Source organism: Arcobacter caeni (assembly GCF_003063245.1).
Lineage (GTDB): Bacteria > Campylobacterota > Campylobacteria > Campylobacterales > Arcobacteraceae > Aliarcobacter > Aliarcobacter caeni.
In genome coordinates, this window is the sequence record NZ_MUXE01000001.1 from 158,368 (window position 1) to 179,348 (window position 20,981).

7 protein-coding genes are annotated in these 20,981 nt (G+C 28.0%); all 7 read right to left on the minus strand.

Annotation, left to right across the window (positions count from 1 at the left end):
* Positions 1–43: 43 nt before the first annotated feature.
* Genes B0174_RS00815 through B0174_RS00845 form a run of 7 tightly spaced genes read right to left on the minus strand, consistent with a single transcriptional unit; the run spans position 44 to position 20,920 of the window.
* Positions 44–2,125 carry a UvrD-helicase domain-containing protein gene (locus tag B0174_RS00815; protein ID WP_108557733.1) on the minus strand — a complete coding sequence of 694 codons (2,082 nt, stop codon included), beginning with the start codon at positions 2,123–2,125 and terminating at the stop codon, positions 44–46.
* Entirely contained in the window at positions 2,125–8,271 is a 6,147-nt protein-coding gene (locus tag B0174_RS00820) for a DEAD/DEAH box helicase (RefSeq protein WP_108557734.1), read from the minus strand. The genes B0174_RS00815 and B0174_RS00820 overlap by 1 nt, the downstream gene beginning before the upstream one ends.
* Positions 8,268–9,983, minus strand: coding sequence for an RNA-binding domain-containing protein (locus B0174_RS00825; protein ID WP_108557735.1), 1,716 nt, complete (start codon positions 9,981–9,983; stop codon positions 8,268–8,270). The genes B0174_RS00820 and B0174_RS00825 overlap by 4 nt, the downstream gene beginning before the upstream one ends.
* Positions 9,984–11,150: a DNA-processing protein DprA gene (locus B0174_RS00830; protein ID WP_165790371.1), complete on the minus strand. Its 1,167-nt coding sequence runs from the start codon at positions 11,148–11,150 to the stop codon at positions 9,984–9,986.
* Entirely contained in the window at positions 11,150–13,237 is a 2,088-nt protein-coding gene (locus B0174_RS00835) for a RecQ family ATP-dependent DNA helicase (RefSeq protein WP_108557737.1), read from the minus strand. Before B0174_RS00835 ends, B0174_RS00830 begins: the two co-directional genes overlap by 1 nt.
* A complete protein-coding gene (locus B0174_RS00840) occupies positions 13,227–18,101 on the minus strand; it encodes an Eco57I restriction-modification methylase domain-containing protein (protein ID WP_108557738.1) in 4,875 nt (1,624 codons plus the stop codon). Before B0174_RS00840 ends, B0174_RS00835 begins: the two co-directional genes overlap by 11 nt.
* Positions 18,098–20,920, minus strand: coding sequence for a DEAD/DEAH box helicase (locus B0174_RS00845; protein ID WP_108557739.1), 2,823 nt, complete (start codon positions 20,918–20,920; stop codon positions 18,098–18,100). Before B0174_RS00845 ends, B0174_RS00840 begins: the two co-directional genes overlap by 4 nt.
* Between the last annotated feature and the right edge of the window lie 61 nt (positions 20,921–20,981).

Sequence of the window (20,981 nt, forward strand, 5' to 3'; positions counted from 1 at the left end):
CTCGTCCATTATCAAACTAATATCATATTTTTAAATTTCTTTTTTATAAAAACTCACTCTTTAATCCATAAGATGTTACAAGTAAACTTTTCTTAGCTCTAGTTGCTGCAACAAAAACTAAAGATTTTTCTTTTTGTAAATATTCTTTATTTATTAATTCTTCATCTGATATTTCACTAGTTTCAAGAGGTACAATTCCTTTATTAATACTTGCTATAATTACATGATCAAAATCTAATCCCTTAACTCTATGCATAGTTGCAATTCTCACATTTGTATCTGATAGATCATCTTTACTGTTTCTTGAAATTTTTAAAGTTTGTAAATCTTTTGATGAAAAATAATCATAATAAGTATCAACTAATTTTTGTGTTCTTAGAACTATACAAATTTTTGATTCAGTATCAACTTTTTTTATATTTTTTATATATTCATGAATATATTTTAATTCATCATTAAAATCTTGAAAACTTTTTATTTCTGGTTTAGGACCATTATATAATGATTTATAATCATTAGATGAATCATTACCCTCATCTAAATCATCTATTTTTTCACCAGCTAATAAAGCTACAGCCCATTTTCTTATTTCATCTGTAGTTCTATAATTAAGTTTTAGTTTTTTACTTCTACCTTTAACATTGATACTACATTGTCCTAACACTACTTTATGTCCATATATTCTTTGATGTGCATCACCTACAATAAATAAATCATTTTCATGTTCATCAACTAATGCCCTCAAAAGTTTAAAAGCTCTCATCCCAAAATCTTGAGCTTCATCCACAATAATTGAGCTATATTTTATATTATTCGTAGATGTATTAAGAATATTAATTACATCATTTATTGCATCAGAAATTTCTTTGTAATTTTTACTAATTAAAAGATACCTATATTCATCAAAAACTTCCCAAATAAGTTTTCTTTGATTTCTATTTAGTTTAGTTCCTCTTCCTGCTCTTGATGTTTTTATATATTCTTCTAGTGTTACTATGCCTTGTGGTTGAATTATTCGAGACCATTCTTCTTTAAAAAATGAATCTGGTAAATCTAAATTACTATTTTTTAGTATTAAGGCTTTATCCCATAACTCTTTAGTTTTATCATCATAAACTATTTGATTTTTGTAACCATGTTTTGATAAAAAAGTATGTACCCATGAATCTAAATTTACTACTTCTATATTTTGTAAAGTTTTTTCATCACAAATTTTTTTGAGATTTTCATGAATATCTAAAGCTAGATTTTTTGTAAATGTTGTAAATAAAACTTTTTTATTCTCAAAAAAACTTGATTGTTTTGCTAAATATTTAGCTCTATGCATTGCAACAACAGTTTTACCTGTTCCTGCTCCACCTAAAACTTTTACTGCTCCATTATAATTCTTTTCTACTAACTTTCTTTGACTTGCATGTAAAAATACTCTCCATTTTTCAAGTGGAGCATTAAGCATTTGCATAAACTCATCATCATTTTCAACAATATAAAATCTTCGTTTAGAACTCTCATTTTCAAGTGCTTTATTAAAATCATTAGTATCTACTTTTTCAGATAATTGAGGATAAATATAATTATATACTTCTTCTATATTATCACCAGCTAAAAGATAAAATAGTGCTTCATAAACTTCTTCAGGTAAATATTTTCTAAAATTATCTAATTCTTCTTCATTTCGGATTTGTTTTACATAATCTAATAATTTTTCATTTACTCCTAAACTTTTTAATTCTTTATTTGTAAATTTATTAAAAAAGAGTTCATCACTATTTTTTTGAACTAGAGCTTCTTCTATAACTGTTTGAGTTTCAATAATTTGCAAACTACCTGTTTCACTATTTATACTACAAGTATGTTTTTTAGCCCAATCATAAGCAGCATCACAATTATCAACCCAAAGTAAAATATATACATTACTATCATCAGGATTCATTACAATACATCTATAATTTTGTTCTAAAAAAATAGAATACATATTAGATGTGAAATTTAATTTTTCATAGTTTAAGCCAGGAGATTTAGGATCATTTTTAAATTTCTCAACTAATTTTATTGTTTCATTTAGTTGTGTTTTAGGTAATTTTGATAAAGATGTAAAAAAATCCGAAGATATTGCAACTTTCATTATGAAATCCTTTCTAATAATTCATTTTTTAATTCATTTAGTTTAGTAAGTGTAAATATTTTTATGCCATCTATATTTAAATCAGTTTCTTCTAAAACTAATGCTATAGAATACTCTTCCCATAAAAGTTCTGCTTCTGCAACAGTAATGCCTTCATTATTAACTAGTTCTTCTCCAACATTTGGAATTGGCATTTGATTTATAATACTTAAATCTTTTATAAATTTTTTAACTTCATTATCAATTACATCATCATATATAGTTTCCCATTCATGACTTAAATTTTTAGAGATATTTGGGAATAAATTTATCTCATCATATAGTTCATTTTCAAGACCTTTATTAGTTACAAATAAACTATTTTTACTAAATTGCATTAAATTATAAATTCTTAATACTCCGGCCCATGATGTAAATTCAAATTCTTGATTGTCATTTATATTTATTATAAATATAGTTTGTTCTAAATTGTTTTGTTTTAAATCCTCAAAATTGGCTATTGATAATAAAGCAACTTGATTTTTTTGAATAATTTGTCCAAAATATTTTGTAACAGAGTCAAAATTATCTTTTAAACTACTTGGTATAAAATCAATAAAACTTTTTAATTCTAAAGGAATTTTTAAATATCCAGCAATAATTCCCAATGAAAATTTCTCAAAATTTGAATAATCTTCTTCTTTAAAAAGCTCTACCAATAATTCAAAACTAGTTTGATTTAAATATCGTTTATACTCTTTAAAATATTTTTCTGTGATAGTTAAATTTAATTCTTGATGATTCAAATAATTTTCAAAAAGATAATTTGGTTTTGATTTATCAAATTTATTTACATCTTCCCATGTTAAAGACCAAACAATAAATTTACCACTTTTTGCAATTGCTAATCTTTGAGCAGTATCTATATCTACTCTTCTTTCATGATAGGCAAAACCATCAGTAAATACAACAATAGGCTTTAATTTAGGATTCTTTGGATAAAAAACAAAATCAGCTTTTGAATATATTGATACATTATCTTTTAAATCTAAGCTTACTTGTTGAAGTAAATCATATTTATATTTATTATCAAATTCTACAATATATCCACTTCTGCCTCTTACCATATCTTTTTTAAATGTGCTAGTAACATTTTTTATTTTACTTAAAAATAACTCTTCAAGCATACTTTCACTAAGTCCATCTTGACTTATATCACTTATACTTTCTATTCTTTCAATAGTATTTTTTTCTTTTAAAATATTTTCTATTATATATTTTGCTTTATTCTTAGAAATTAATGGTCTATCAAAATTATTTTTATACGCATATAAACATTTATAACAACCATCTTCACAATCACAACTAGTTATTTTAGTATTTGCAAGTTCTAACACTTCAAACAATGGATTTTTATCAATTATTAGTTGTTTTAGATAACCAGTTCCTCCAGGAACTGTATCATAAAGAACTAAATATCTTTTTGAACTTTCATTTACATTATCTACTTCATCATATATTCCAACTTTTAAATGATCAACAGAACCTTTAAAATAAAGCTTTAATCCAATATGAATAGATGCTATAAGTGAATGTAATTTTTCATCATCAATATCAAGATTTGTAATTGGTAAAAGAAGTCTTATTGCTTCAGAATCAAATTCCCTAAATAAATACAATGATTCAAAATAGTTTTTAGCATCTTTTCTATCTTCAATTTCACATATAAAAGAGTGATTCTCTCCTTTAAAAATATCATCCGTTGGTTTACCAAATTGAACTTTTCCACAATGCTTACATATTACAAATCCAGATCTTGGAACTGATTTTCCAGCAATTGATATATCATTACCAACTAAAGTAGTTTCTCCAAAATTTATCTCTTTAAAATTTACTTTTTTTATAAATTCAAATCCAAATGCACTATCATCACTTTTTATTGCATAAGCATCTTCAATATTTTTTTTATCAAAATTAATTAATAATTGTTTGTTATAAAATTTTATCTCTCTAGAATCACTATCATCCTTGATTCTACTACTTTTATCATCACTAGTAGCCATTACTTGAGTAAGTCTTAAAATCTCTTTTTTTTGCCCTTCATCTGCGAATTGTTCACTTCCACATTTTGGACAAATAGCTATTTCTTCTGAACCTACTTTTTGAGTATGTGAACATTTATCACAAAATCTCCAAGTTTCTACTTCTGATATAGTATTTGGATCTATTTGATCTATATTAACTTTTCTTCCACCTGCATAAAAACTATTATTTGGAGCAAATTCACTTATTGCACTACTTCCTGCTCTTTCATATTCATAAGTGAAAATATCATATTTTTTACCATTATCATCAGAAACGCTGTCTTTCTTTCGATAGATTACAGATTTTAATACTACACCACTTTCAGGGAAAGCATAATTTGGAAGTAATCCCTCATCTGCAAAAAATTCAAAAGTTAATTTTCTTTTTAGATTTAATAATATTCTTCTAAGTCCTTCATATTCACTTTTTATCTTTGCAAGATTTTCATCGTGATCTTGATTTTTTGCTTCTGCATTTTCAAACTCTTTTATTTTCTTTTTTAATGCACTCAACTGATTTTTCATATTAATTTGTTCTTGATTGATTTGTTCAAGTTTTTCTAAAATAATTATAACTAAACCACTTTCTTCACTATTTCTTTTAGCAAAAGCAATTAATTTTTCTTTAGATGAACCATGTAATTTTGTTCCATATAAACAAAAAAAATCTTCTAGTAATGCATCAATCTTTGTTTCAATATATTTAAATAATGTGTATGGAAACGCTGTAACATTTGCATTTTTTATATTTGTTAATACAAGGTGTAACTTATGAGGAAAATCTTTTTGTTCTATATTTTCAGAGCTGACCCAATTATCAATACAAAATGCTAAAAATTGTCTTTGTAAAATAGCAGAAGCATCTATATAAACACCAGGTGCATCTATACTTCCTTGCATCATCTCATTTGGTTCACTATAAAAATATAAATCATGACTATTTGCTGTTGCAATTGTTGCATTAAACGCATTTCCATCAGTTCTACCTGCTCTACCTATTCTTTGTAAGTAATTAGCTCCATTTGGTGGAACAGAACAAAGTACAACAGAACTTAAATCTCCAATATCAATACCCATTTCAAGAGTTGGAGTTGCACTTAAAAGATTTGTTTTCCATGGTTCATTTTTAGCTCTTTTTATAAAATTTGTTTCAACTTTTTCCCTATCATTTCTTGCTAGTAGTCCTGTATGTTCTTTTGGTACTATTCTTTGTAAATCTCCAAATTTATAAAGTTGTTTATAATAACTGTTCGTTGATATTTTTGAAGAATAATTACCTTGACACTCTTTTCTAAGACACGACATCCCTAATGAAATATCATATTGTTTATTACTTACTGTTAATTTATGTTTGCAAATATTACACTCTAACTCTTCAGTATTACTTGTTATATATAAATTATCAGGATTTAATATCCATATATTTGAACCTTTTACTTCTGATTCTAAAAGAATTTTTGCTCGAACTAATTCACCTAAGACAATTCTAAAAATCTCTTTTGTATCAGGTACTAAGATAAGATTATTTAAAAAATTTGATACTACCCATCTATCACACCAAGTATTTTTTGACTTATTAGAAACTTTATCAAACTCTTTTATATTACCATCAGTTAAAGGATTTGGATTTCTAGAACTTGGACTAAATTTTGCCATATATAATCTTCTAGGTTTTAGCTGATTAATTTGGTAAGTTTCTCCACCAGTAGTTATATATGGCTCTAAATGTATACTTTTAATCGCACCATTATTTTTAAGATATATTAAAAAACCTAAAATAAATTTTTCTAAATCTTTTTTGTTTATTCCTCTTAGAAGTTCTATTTCATTTTCTAATTTCACTAAAAGAGAATCTAAAATAGCTTGATAATTATCCACATACATAACAGAAGCACCACTTCTTTCAAGCGTTCTTCCAATATGAGATTTATATCCATATTCACTATGTATCATCCAGTCAATTCTTTTATCTATTAAATCAATTAGATCTTTGGGATTATTAAGTTCATCAGTTTTAGTTAAATTATCATATTCCCTTAACCACTCCATATCTGGAGCGATTAAGGTAGATATATATACTTTATCATCATTAAATTTATTTTTCCAATAATTACTAACTGTTTTTCCAAAGTCATTTAGAGATATTGATTCTTTAGCATTTAGATCAAAAGCTTGTTGGATTGCACTTCTTATTGTAAATTGATAACTTCTTGCTCCAAAAAAACCTGCTCTTTGTGCTGCATCTTGAACACTATCAGAAAATGCGATAAGTTTTTTATCATCATTATAGAAACTTGAAAAATTTTGACCAATTAAAACACTTGTTAAGCTAGCAGCTCTTGAACCTAAAATTGTTAAAGCATTTTTTGCATTACAAAATGGACAATGATGATGTGATTTACCTTTACTATCAATATTATTAGATTCAAAAACTTTGATTCCACTTTGTTCATCTTCATCAATCTCAAAACCATTCTGATTGATATAATATATACTGCCCGTAATATTTTGAGGAGTCTGACTAATAGGAAAAATAAATTTGACTCTTGGGTCATTACCAAAGAATGCTTGATAAAATAAATCTAAATCATTTATAAGTTCACCTGTACCACCACTTTTTTTAACTCCACCCCATCCAGTAGCATGACAATCCCTACAATGTAATATTGGATAATGTTTTACATCTTCTTTTGATTTTAAATCATGATCATATGTAAGTTTAGGTTCACTTTCTAATGTAGCAACCATTCTTGCTAATTCTCTAAGCCATAATTGTACTTTTACAAATAAAAATGGTGGATAGTCTTTCCCCGTCTTTTCATTTTTAGCCCATGAAGTTAAAGCCAATAATGAATTTATCATAAGAACAAAAAATCTATCTCCTGATTTAATAGGCATACTTCTTACAAATGAATCTATTATTTCACTACGAGATTTTATCTTTCCATCAAGAGCTTTTAATAAAAGTTTAAAACAATAAAGATTTTTTAATTTTTTTCCTAATTCAACTTTAAACTCTATATCTTCAACATTTAAAGCTTCTTCATTAAACCAAAGTTTGAATTGAGTTGCAATATAATCATTCATATTTTTATAATTTGAATAATCTAATTCTTCTATTTGATTTGGCATAGGATAAAAAATAATATTATCATGATTATTAGCAAAAAACTCTTCAGCATTTATTCTATACTCTTTTACAATTGAGTTTTCATCAAAATTTTCATCAAATATATCACTTGCATATACTCTTATTGGCTCAGTACTATCTCCACCTAAAGTAGCCGATGTACCAATACAAGCAATAGAATCTTTTTTTACTTTTAGTTTGGCTCTAACTCTTCTTAAAAGTGAAGCTAAATCTGTCCCTTGAGCTCCATCAAAAGTATGTATCTCATCAACTGCTATAAATTTTAACACATTAGTATCAATATTGTATTTCCAAATCTTTTGATCCCTTGGACGCATAAGCATAAAATCAAGCATTTTATAGTTTGTAAGAAGTATATCTGGAGGGTTATCACACAGTGTTTGCTTATCTGTAATAACATACTCTTCACTCATACTTTTTTGGGCATTATCATCACTACTACCAATATACAAACCAACTCTTACACCATTTAGATTTGGAGTTTTTGATATAGTTTTTGCAAATCTTTTTGCTTGGTCAGTTGCAAGAGCATTCATGGGATAGATAATAATTGCTTTGATACCTTTAGTATCTTTTGTTTTAAAACAATGATTCAAAATAGGAAACATAAAAGATTCAGTTTTACCCGAACCAGTACCAGTCGCTACTAATGTTGATTTTGGATTATCATTTCCTAATCTTTGAAAAGCTAACTCTTGATGATAGTATGGTTTAAATCCATCATCTAAAATATCTGGGAATAAATTTTCTTCAACAACACCTTTTTTAAAAGGAAGTGAAACAGATATATAAGGACCTTTAAAAAGTTTACTATCTTCTTCAACAAAATTTTTCATCATATCAAAAAATGCTGGAGTTGAACTAGGAAATGTTGTAGTTAAAAAGTCTTTAACTCCAGTAATAAGTTGACTTGCTAATACTGATGGTATCATTTGTTTTCCTCATAATAGGTATTTTTGCCACTTCCTAATTTATTAATCAATCTTTTATCAACCATTTTTCTAAGAATCTCTACAGATCTACTATCTTTGAGATTAAGAAGTCGCTTAACTTCTGAAGTTGTGATTTTATTATTCTCTTTCAAATAATCCAAAATTACTATTTCTTGTTCCAACGGTTTTCCAACGGTTTCCAACGGTTTTCCAACGGTGGCATTAAAATCTTTGTTGATATAATACTTCATTCCTCTGCCAATACCATCTGAAATAAGTAATTGTTTATCTACGAGTTTTCTAAGTATTTTTGATGTATCAGCTGGATGAATAGCCCCAATATCTGATAATCGTATATTTGAGATTTCATTTTCTACGAATGCTAATATTAAAGCTAATCTTTCATTTTTATCAAGATTTACATAATCTTTATCAAATAACTCTTCAAGAGAATCTTGTATCTCTTTTGGAAAAAGTGAGATGGTAGGCATAAAAAGCATTGTTGTTTCTAATTGCGTGTTTTCTTCAAGATATGGATATTGCCAATGTTGCTCCATCCAAGCTCTAAGCATCTTTGGAAAACCTGAACCTGCTTGTTCTCCCATACCAATATATTGAAACATTTTTTGTAAAGTTTTGTTTCTACAGTCACTATGTCCACCTTTAAAAGCATCCTCTTTTGATACTCTTAATAATCCTGGATTTCTAAAACTAAAACCTTTTGGATGTTTTACAACTTGAATTCCAATTCTTCCATTATAATTTGCATGAATAAGTGTGTTTATTAGAGCTTCTCTTATTGCTTCATGGATATTTGACTCATCAATTCTTTGAAATGAATCTTTTAGTTTAAATGGCACTTTTAATTCAGATGTTAGTTTTCTATAAACCTTTTGACTAAACTCAAAAAGATTACCACTCCAAGTTCCATCTGTTGTAATTCTATCTACCCATCTATCTTCAGGATTTTCTGTTTGTTCTTGATAATCCACTAAATAATTAGGAACTCCATCAAGTATAGATCTAAATTTACCAAACATCAAAAGTCCTGCAAGTGTTAAACCCTCTATATTATCTTTTCTATCTTTTTTATATCCACCAAGTTGGATTAAAAACTCTTTATCATCAAGTTCTATCCATGGATGATTTAGTTTTGTTGATTTATAAATATTTCTATATGCTTTTAAGCTATCCATATCTATATCTTCCATAGTAAATCCTTCTATTATAGAAGTATCATTTGATTCATTTACTGCATCTGCTAAAAAATGTTTTACTATATCTTCATCTGCTTTGATGTCAGAATCATGGTATCTTAGATATGTTCCAGTTAGAGGATTTTGACCAATATATATTGGTTTTATAGTTCGTGATACTCGTGGAATATTTATAAGAATTAAATCTTTTTCTTGACAATTTATAACTTGTAAATCAGCATCATTTAGTATATTTTTATTTACTTTTTGAGGATTATTAATCGTAGTCCAAAAATCTTTTTGAACTCTATCAATATCATTGATACCTAAAAACTCTAAACTACCATCTTTTAGCTCTTTTGCACCAAGTAAAATTTTACCACCATCAGTATTCGCCATGGCACTATAACTTTCCCAAAGGTCTTTTGGAATTTCACCATTACCATTTTGACCTTGAGCTGATTTTGCTTCAAATTGGTAGTTTTCTCTGAGTTCTGTTAGCTCTTCACAAGTCATTTATTCATCTCCAAAAAGTCCTGGTAATTTTGCAACTTTACTAAATTTCAAAGGTTTATTATTATGTTTTTCAATATCACCTAATTCTAATAATGAATCTAATATTTTTTTAACATCTTTTTGAGTTTCTTCAAGTAATTCGGAGATTTCTTTGATTGTAAGTTTCTGATCTTCTATTAAATCTAAGATTCTTTTATCGAGAGGTGTATCTTCTTTTTTAACAATTTCTAAATTTATTACTTGTTCTTCTTTCTTAAATAAAAAATCTAAAGATTTAATTGTTAATAAATTTTCAATAAGTTGATTACCACCCATATCAATTAATTTTTGATTTCCAGCATTTTTATCATCACATTTTTTAACGAAAAGATTAACCCATGAGTTTTTTAAGTTCTCTTTTGCACCTTCCCAAGTTCCACCTTTTAATCCAGAATGAACAACAATAGATGACTCAGATAATGTATATATATATTTATTTCTTCCCATTGCATTACCAGCATTAAATCTAGCTTCAGGATAATAAGGACTAATAAGAACTAAATTATCAGACATTATTGCATCTCTATATTTTTTTGATAAAACTTTTTGCATTAAACTATCAGCAACAACACCTATAGTTGTCCCTTGAGCATTAATTGAACCAAGCATTGAGGATTCATCAATTCCTCTAGCTCCACCAGATACAACACTGTATCCACTATAAGCCAATTTTTCTCCTAATTTAAAAGAGAACTCTAAATCATTTGAAGAAGCATCTCTTGAACCAATTATTGCTACACCTAGTGTATTTAATATCTTTTTATTTCCAGATCCATAAAGAATAGGTGGAGCTTTATGTCCTAATCTACTTTTTAATTTTTTAGGATATTCAGAATCTGCTCTAGTTATAACCCATATACCACTATTTTGCCATTTATGAAGATTAATCGCCATTGCATTACCTCTATTAAGTAATGAGATTAATCTTTCTTTAGTTATTTTTATGTCATTCCAATTATTTAAAATATCAAGAACATCAAATTCTAAAAGATATGAAGGTTTCATATTATTTTCTAATAACCAAGATGCAAATTTTGAATATTCAGTTATTGTAAGAGGTTTATCATCTTTATTAAAATAGGCAGTTAATAAAATAATTGCTTGTGAATTTAAACTTATTTCATTCATTACATTTTTCCTGTAGTTGATAATGAGGCTGGAAAAATATTTCCAGAACCCTTTCGTTTTAATAATGCAGATATTACTGTAACCGTCCATCCAGAATCAATTACATCATCAATCAATAATACTGCCCCACTAGGTATTTTATCTATTATATCAAATACTCCATCAAGATTCTTCGCTTGATGATATGAATTATTCATCATTTTTTGAGGCTGATTATGTCTTATTTTTTTAACAGCTTCAATAAAAGGTAAATTAAGTTTTTTAGCTACTTTATTTGCAAAATTAGGCACTAATGTTATATGATTTAATGAAGGAACACAAGTTACCCACGCAGGAGAAGGAATAGGATTCCAATTTTTAATCATTTCTACAAAAGCATCAACCAGTTGATCGGAAAATTCACCATAATGTTTATTATTAGCTACAACTCTGCCCCAACCTGAATCTTCCCATCGTGAAAGTATTCGTCCTTCGTCTGCCCTTAATTCTTCTTTTATATTACCTCTAATTCCATATATTAACAAAGCATCTGGCTTTACTTGTTTTTTAGGGCTAAATACAATATCGCTTTTTTTAAGAAAATCTGCTGCTTTTAAACCATTTTCATGAGAAAATTCCCCGCTTAAGGCCATAACACAATTTCCACATTTACCACAAGCTTGAGGATATGGGTCGTTTAAAGCTTTTTGTAAAAACATCATAAGACACTCATTTGTATCTAAATATTTTTGCATTTCTTCCCACTCAGATAATCTTATATTCAAGATAGCTTGAACTTTTTCTTTATTATAAACATACTTATTTGGTGTTCTATTCCATTTATTCCCAATTTTAACAACTGGGGCTGGCGATTCTACATTAAGATATTTTAATGTTTTTTCAACTTCACCTTGAGTTATATTTAATTCTTTTTGTAATTCAATTATTGATAATCCATTACTTTTTTCCAGTTGGTTTAAAACTATATTAATATTTTCTTCTTTAGGGAAAGATGAGCCTCTAAAGAAATCATGTATATTATCATCTTCGTGACCACTGAGCAAAACCCCATAAGCTTCATCTATACCACGACCTGCTCGACCAACTTGTTGATAATAACTAATAATAGAGCCAGGTGCTTGATAATGGACTACAAACCCTAAATCACTTTTATCAAATCCCATACCAAGGGCAGAAGTTGCAACTAAAACTTTTATTTTATTTTCTAAAAGCTGATTTTCTAGAAATACCCTATATTCATCGCCATTTGCAAAAGAATCATCTTCAACTCCACTGTAATATGCACTTGAATTTATACCATTTTGATTTAGCCATTGTGATACAACTCTTGCATCTCTTTGTGTTAAAACATACACTATTCCAGAACCGTTAAAAGTTGGGATATGTTCAATTAACCATGCTAATCTATGAGAAGGTTCAGGTAATCTAATAGTATGAAGTGATAAACTTTCTCTTCTAAGATTCCCCCTAATCGTTATAAGACCATTTATTTGATTCTCAATATCTGTGATTACTCTATCATTCGCTGTTGCTGTTGTTGCAAGGATAGGAGTATTTGAAGGTATTTGTCTTAATATACTTGTAATTCTTTTATAATCAGGTCTAAAGTCATGTCCCCAATCACTAATACAGTGCGCTTCATCTATTACAAAAAGTCCTATTTTGCTTGCAATAGGTTCTATTACATCATGCATAAAGCTTTCGTTAGCTAATCTTTCAGGAGACACCAAAAGAGCATCAACCTTATTTTGTAAAATTTGATATTTAATGATATTCCAATCATAAGTATTTGAAGAATTAATAGTTACTACATTAAGTCCAAGTTTTTTAGCAGAATCTATCTGATTTCGCATAAGCGCTAAAAGAGGAGATATTATAATTGTTAATCCATAACCCTCTTCTCTTAAGTATTTTGTAGCAATAAAATAAACAATACTTTTACCCCATCCTGTTTTCTGAACAACAAGAACTTTTTTTCTTTGATTTACAACACTATCAATTGCTTTAAACTGATCTTCTTTAAAATCTACACTTTGATTTTGTAAAGAATCTTTTAAATATTGCTGAGCTTTTTCTTTAGTTAACATTATTATTTCCTTTAAAATACTCCCAAGCGATTTCATAGTCTTTTTCTCTATTGCATTTTTCAAATGGGGCTTTATAGATTATAGTTCTTTCCATTGGTCCATCTGGTGTTGTGTCGTCTATGATAGTTCGGTGGATTTCTCCTTCTTCCATATCAATAATATCTTCCCAACCAAGTGGTTTTTCTTCTACTACTTCACCATTTATGATTATTTTGTATGGAGTGTCAGATTTAACAGCTTTTCGTGGTAGTCCAACTCCTGTTAGACCTTTAGAAACTGTAAATACTATACGACCATTTATATCATAAAATGTTTCATTTTCATTTTGTTTAAGTACTGGAAATTGAATACGATAGATAGTTTTTAACTCTTCAAGTGTTAATCCAAGTTCCTGAGCCACTAAAACATCTATCTCTACTAAAGCTTGTCTTCTTTCATAATCAGTTCGTAGGGCTACATCTCTTTGCCAATTTGGAGTTAAATTTTTAAAGAAATTTTGGTTTAATCGTGGCTCGTTTGGTTTGCTCCAACTATCGTTTTTAAACTCTTCGCAAAATTGTTCTTCCCAAAGTTCAGCATAATAAATCGTTAAACAAGATAATGATAATGCCCTACCAATCAATTTATTATTCAAATTTATTAAAGGAAAATTCTCAATTGCATCTGCCCATAAGTCACCTTTTCCTAAATTCTTTACTACAAAATCCATAACTAATGAATTCATTGAACAGAAGAGAGATATTACATGCTTTATATTTTCAAAAGTAATACTAACTGATGTATTTACATGTGAAGATTCAGGAGGAATAATTGAAGCTATAGTGGTTCTTTCTCCTGATTGAGACAATCTTCTTCTATGCATATATCTGTAAAAATCAGTAATTTTTTTTCTTTCATTTCCAAAATTTACAATAGGAGCTTTTTCAATAAATGTATTATCTACTAAAGTATAATTTGTTCTTGGTAAATAAAAATCAGAAATACAAGTTAAATCTATAATAGAATATGCTTTATGAGTATCACAAATTCTTTTGGGTGTTTGGTAAAATGGATTAGCTACATAAAAATGTGGTCCAGAAAAAATTAGATTTAAAGGTGTATTAACAAATACTGTATTTCTTACAATTAAGTTGTCATTTTGAGCATTAACTTCATTCCAAAATGTTGATGGTGTAGGATAAAATAATGTATCTTTTAACTTTATATTATAATCAGTAAATTTTTTTAGAACTTTAACCAATTCTATTGTGTGAATAGATGGTAAACTTGATTCTTCATAATTTCCATTTTCTTCAAAAAGTTTTGAAAATAAATGTAATTCATCTTTAGTTACTTCTAATATTCTATTTTTATGCCCCTTAATATTCCAATTATCATTTTCATCTTTAATACCACTTACCGTTCCAATTCCTAAATCTTGAAAGGATAAATCGATTGTAATTGGTAGAAATAAATTTGAGATAGTTTTAAAATTTATTTCTTTATTACTATTATTAAAAATATTTATACTGAATTTATTTCTATTTCCTATTTCAAACAAAGCTTTTTCATTTTGAAATTGAAAATGATATTTTAATCGTTTATAAATTTCTTTTCTTAAATTCCCACCATTTGCATCTTCATATACTCCTTCAGGATGTAAATAACCACATACACCTCTGTTTTGAAGTATTTTCCAGCCAAGTGGTAAAAAACACTTATAAAGATTCGCTTTCATACCTGATAATAGTGGATAATTTACTATTGCATTAAGAAAATTTTGTGTAGAACTATTTCCTTCAAACTCTGATATATACTCATTTAATAATTTTGGGTAGTTATCAAATGTTTCATTTCTTAAGTTATTCAATTTATTAGCACTAAATGTTCTAATGTCAAATAGTGGATTAGCTTCTCCCATTATCCCCGATTCATTCCAAGTCACTTTTAGCCAAGGTGGATTTCCAAGCACAATATCAAATCCACCATTTTTTGCAAAAATATCTGCAAACTCTAGCTCCCAGTGAAGAAATTTTTGAGCTTTACTTACTCTATTTACTACTTGAAGTCTAGGATTTTTGGCTATAAATTCCTCTACATCTAGTACTCCAAGCTCACTTAATTGAGTTGCTCTTATATCATCATCTATCGTATCACTAAATAGTTCTTTATCTAAGCTCATCACCATACCATCTTGTTTTTTAACTAAGATTGCAATATCAGTTAAAAACTCTACTCTTGAAGGCAAAGATTCAGCTTCATCTATTGGCCAAAACCATAAACTACACCAGTAGTTCATCACTGTTTTTAGTCTCATATATGGGCTTGAGCTTTTGATGTTTTGAGTTAGTTTTTCTTGCTCAAAAACTCTATCTTTGTAGCTTATGTCTGTTTGTTTAAATTGGTCAGCTTTTGGTTGCCCCCAAACTTTAAGTGGGTCGGTTGTTTTTTTCTTCATATCATTGATATGACGAGTGTGTTCTTGCCAAAGTTTATCAATAGATAGTGATAAATCAAGTAAAAGTTTTACTTCCTCTTTGTTGTATGGTTTGATAAACTCTTTTCGCCATTTATTAATAGTATCAATTTCATCTTTTTTTAGCTCTTTTATTACTTTGTCAGAGTAATTTGCCATGCCTTCATCACCTAGTAAGAAGTGATAAACCTCTCTATCTTTTGTTCTTCCTGCACTTTTTGTTTCTTCTTTTTCATCTACAGTTACAAGTGGAAGTTTTGTAGGGTCATCAAATAGTGAACCTGTACTTTGAGCCAGAGTTATTTCTCTGGTTTGGGTTTTCCATAGAGTTTTTGGACTAAGTCTTTTTGGTGCATCAGCATACCAAAGAAGATCTTTTTTTGTAGCATTTAGTGTTGATATATCATATACTTCTCTTCTTGCACCTATAAGAGAATTTCCATTTTCTAGTTGGAAACCAAACCATGGAATAAATGTTTTTCGCACTTTATCTTCTTCCCATGTAAACATAGCATTTAACCAAAGAGAGATTTCTGCTAGTTCTACTGCTGTTGGGTTTAAATCTATCCCATAAACATTGTTATCTGCTATATACATCTTCACTCTTTGAAGTTCTTCTGTGTATTTGTCATGGGCAATTTTATTGCCTGTTTCGATTTGTTTTTGGTGTAGGTAAGCCTCACTTAGTTGATTTATAGCTTCATTTAAAAAGGCTGCACTTCCCATAGCTGGTTCACAAACTGTTAAGTTTAGTATTTCATCTGCTTTTTTGCCAATTTTTCCTTGGTCATCGATTTCTAGTAATTCTTTTAGAGCATATTTTACAAGTGATTTTGTAAGAACTTCAGGTGTGTAGTATGAAGCTGATTTTTCTCTATCACGACCAGCCAGTCTATAAATAAAAGATCCCTTTGAGTATCTTCGTATAGTTCCATCGCTGTTAAATACTCTCTCATCTTTTGTATATTCGCTAAGTTGTGCTTCATTTACAAAGTACGCATTTTCTAATTCTGTTGGATTTGAATCTGCTTTTTTTACTTCAAATAGATCCTCTTTAGCAATAAATCCTTTGTAGCTAAGTAGTGCTTCATACACTGCACCTAATTGATTAATTCCAAGATTAGCATAAGAGATTCTTCCTCTTTGCCCTTTTCCTTTTTGCTCACGACTTAATGATAGACTTTGAATAATCTCTTGCCAAATATGATTTCTAAGTTTCACTCCATTTAAAAGTGGTGTTTTAGCTGGGTCAAAAAGATGTGATTTTAAAGGAGCTATCGAGAATAACTCCTTTCCTGTTAGATTTACTCTATGGCTTTCTCTTCCATTAAAAATCATATCAAAATATAATTTTATACTTTCATCAAAAAAGTATCCATTTTTATCACTATCTGTTAGAAGTGGCATAAGCTCTAAATCTCTTAAAGTTTCTAATGAATAACCTTTGATAAAAGCTTGAGATTTACTAGGAATAAACCCTAACTCTGGTCGTGATTCGATATAAAATAAAAATAGAAGTCTATACATGTATCTTAAAGATTCTCTAGTTAGGTCACTTTCTAAGTTTAACGTGTTTAATAAAAATTCTGAATTGTTTTTTTGATGATAATAAATAGCTTCATTTCCAAGAAGTTCAACTGCACTTCGCAAGCTATATTTCAAATCTTGTGTTACTCCAAAAGCGTGTTTATGAGAGTTTTCATCAAGTGTATCAAGAAGACTCAATCCATCAGTTGGGGCGATAGTATCTTTATGAAGTAATATACTAAATGCTTTTAGTGTATTATCTTCTTTTCTTTCTATTATATCTTTGATGTCAAATCTTAAATATCTTTTTTGAGCCCATTTTGCTCTCTCTATAAGAACTATTTGATAAGCATTTACAATCATTACCCATCTTGGTGGGAAATTTTGAGTAAAGATATGCGAAGTTATAATTGAATCAAAATTTAACTCACTGTTATAAGTGTCTAGTTCTTTTAATTGCTCTTTTTTTAGAGTAGTTGTTAAAATATCACAACCATCTTCACAAAAGCTTTCAACAATATATAAATATGGCAAACCATCAGATTTATTTACACATGAAAGTATAGGTATTGTAAAATCATCAATATTTATGCTTTGTTTGTTGTATTCATAATCAAAAATATCCAAAAAGAGTTTCATAAACTCTCTTTGAGCTTTGATTTTATCTTCTATTTTTGAGCTTTTTTTATTTAGTTCTTTTAGAAGTTCTAAGTAAGATGGACCTATTCCTCTAACTCTTTTAAAAGGTGTTTTATAACTTTCATCTTCGTTTTCTTTATCTTGCCATGATGAAATTTGTTCTAATGTATCTTTTTCAAATATTTCACTAAGATAATGGTTTGTATAAAACTCATTTTCATTTGTAATTCCAACTAAATTCATTTACTACCTCTTAGTGCTGATATTACTTGGATAAATGGTTCTTTTTCAATCTCCATACTATCTTTTATCCAATTGTGATAATCAGTAAATATTTTTTCAATTTCATGCTGTTTTTCTAGTCGTTTTGATTCTTGTCCTAGGTCTAATTCTAGCTGTCCAAGATGTCTTGCTTTTAATTTATCTAATTCTTGAAGTTTTTCATATATTTTTGTCGTCATTTCATTATCATAAAAATCTCTTTTTAAAACAATATACTCTTTTGCTTTTTCAATAGCTATAGGAAGATTGAATTTAATATGAGTTGTATCAAATTCACTTACACTATTTGGAAATTTTTTACTGTTTAAATTACTAATTTCTAAAAGTTCTTTGAAAGTTAAAATAGTATCAAACTTATTATCAACAAACTTGATTCCAAGCCACTCATCAATAATTGGTTGAGCTTTTTTATTTGGAATAACACCACTTATTAGATATATTAATTCATTTTGATTTAGAGAATTAAGCGTTAAAATAGGAGCTTCAAGAGTATTGAAATTTGATAGTAATTTATCTTTTAACCACTCTAATAATGGATGTTGTTCCCAAAGATAATGAATATTTGGCCATGCAGATTCATTTTTTCTTGAGTTTTTTATCTCTTGATTGATAGTTTTAAGGTCATTTGATAATATAAAATGCCATTTATCTGGTATTACTTCATTTGGAAGCATTTTAAATCTATATTTTAAATCATCAAGATCACTTGCTAGTAATTCTATTCTATCTTCTTCAAATCGAACTTCAAGTTTTTGAGATGTTTGTAAGAATTTTAAAGCATCTGTTGTGTATGCTAAATCATCTTTAAATAGTGATTCTGAACTTGCAAACTCAACTTTTTTTGTATCTTCTTTTTGGGATTCTTGTTCATTTACTTCATTTAAAAATGATAAAAAATCAAACTCTGCGTGAGATGCATTGGTGTCTAATTCTTTACTAAACTCATCTGCATCTTTTTGGCTTTCTATTGCCTCAGCCACTATAGCCTCTTCTTCCTTTTCATCATACACATTCATAAATGCACTTGGATCACCAATATTTAAAGCTGCTTGTTCATCTTTTTGAATAAGAATTTCTAAAATTCTATTATCCCCTTTGAACTTTTCATCATTTGATAAAGTCTGCATATAATATATTTCTGGTTCTTTTTCTTGACCATATCTATCTACTCTTCCATTTCTTTGTTGAAATACCATAAGTGACCATGGAATATCAAAGTGAATCAATCTATGAGATAAATAGTGTAAGTTTATACCTTCACTTGCAACATCTGTTGCAATTAAAATTCTGATTTTAGAGTTCTCTTGCCCAAAATCTTCTACTATTTTATTTATTTCTATATCACTCATTGTTGAACCAGTCATAGAAACAATTTCATCGTCTTTTAGATTTAAATCATTTTTTAAATGTTCTTTTAAAAATTCTAGTGTTTTAATTCTTTCTGTAAAGATTACTATCCTATCATCAGTAGCTTTTTTCCACTTCATTTTGTTTTTAATAAGATTTACTAACTCTTGGTATTTTGAAAAACTATTTTTATCAACATCCTCAAGCTTTTCTAGTAATAATTCTAAAGTATCAATATCATCATTATACTCATCACCTAAATCTGATATTTTTTTAATTCTGTTTTTAATTGATTCGATACAAGCTATTGGTGAAGAAAGAAGTGATTTTATAAGTGTTGTTTTAAATAGTTCACTTCCTTTTCTTTTGTTAGAATCTATTGTTTTAAAACTAATATTTGAAATAAATGCAAATACATCTTCTTCATAAATAGATGCGTTTGATTTAATAGTAAAGATTTGTCTTGTTTTAAATTCATCTTTTACTTGATCTGCAATATCTTTTTTAAATCTTCTTATTACTAAACCCTTATCTTTGAAATCATCTGATGAATATTCATTTGGATTTGCAATTGCTGTTGGGTCAAGCATGTTTAGTAATGAAGCAAAACTTTTTGCACTACCGTCATGTGGAGTTGCAGAAAGCATTACTAATGTATCACATCTACTTGAGATTAATTTTGCTAATTTTGATTTTTGAGAACCGCTATTTCTATCTGCTACATTATGTGCTTCATCAATTATAATAATATCCCAATAAGCTTCTTCTATATAAGATCTATAAAGTGCTTCTTGCTTTAAAGTATCTATTGAAATAATTGATTTATCATAGTAAAAAAATGGATTCATATTTGCTGGAATTTTATTTCTAACTTTTTGAATACCTTGAGAATCAAGTCTTGTAAGAGGAATTGAGAATCTATTCCAAAACTCTTTTTGAAATTGAGTAAGCATACTTTTTACAGCAAGGACTAGTATTCTTTTACCTTTACCTCTTTTCATAAGTTCACTTACTAAAATACCAGCTTCTAAAGTTTTTCCAAGTCCAACTGCATCAGCCATAAGAATTCTTTGTCTTGGTTGATTAAGTGCTTGAAGAGCTGGTTCAAACTGATAATTTACACTATCCATTGCAGCTTTGTTTGCTCTATGAATTTTAGTGTCTGTTGGAACAACATCTTTTAAAAGTGATTCCATATAAAGCAGTGATTTTGAATAGTTTGGAGATTTATCAATTACAAACTCTGTATTTAAAGGATCTATAACTGTTATATTTTTTTCATAAGTGGTTAAAAATATAGCTTCTTTACCTTTGATAAAATTTGAAATTCCATCACATGTTAATTCATACTCATCATCAGCAAGTATATCTACTCTTCTTATTTTCCACTGTGCATCTCTTATTATTACTCTTTGACCTGGTGCGTATTTCATATTTTTCCAATTATTGTTTTAAATATTATATATTTTATCTAACTTATGATTATTTTTTTGA

What these genes read in the sequence shown, in the direction of transcription:
- B0174_RS00815 (WP_108557733.1), bottom strand. Translation starts at nt 2,125, where the DNA reads ATGAAAGTTGCAATATCTTCGGATTTTTTTACATCTTTATCAAAATTA.
- B0174_RS00820 (WP_108557734.1), bottom strand. Translation starts at nt 8,271, where the DNA reads ATGATACCATCAGTATTAGCAAGTCAACTTATTACTGGAGTTAAAGAC.
- B0174_RS00825 (WP_108557735.1), bottom strand. Translation starts at nt 9,983, where the DNA reads ATGACTTGTGAAGAGCTAACAGAACTCAGAGAAAACTACCAATTTGAA.
- B0174_RS00830 (WP_165790371.1), bottom strand. Translation starts at nt 11,150, where the DNA reads ATGAATGAAATAAGTTTAAATTCACAAGCAATTATTTTATTAACTGCC.
- B0174_RS00835 (WP_108557737.1), bottom strand. Translation starts at nt 13,237, where the DNA reads ATGTTAACTAAAGAAAAAGCTCAGCAATATTTAAAAGATTCTTTACAA.
- B0174_RS00840 (WP_108557738.1), bottom strand. Translation starts at nt 18,101, where the DNA reads ATGAATTTAGTTGGAATTACAAATGAAAATGAGTTTTATACAAACCAT.
- B0174_RS00845 (WP_108557739.1), bottom strand. Translation starts at nt 20,920, where the DNA reads ATGAAATACGCACCAGGTCAAAGAGTAATAATAAGAGATGCACAGTGG.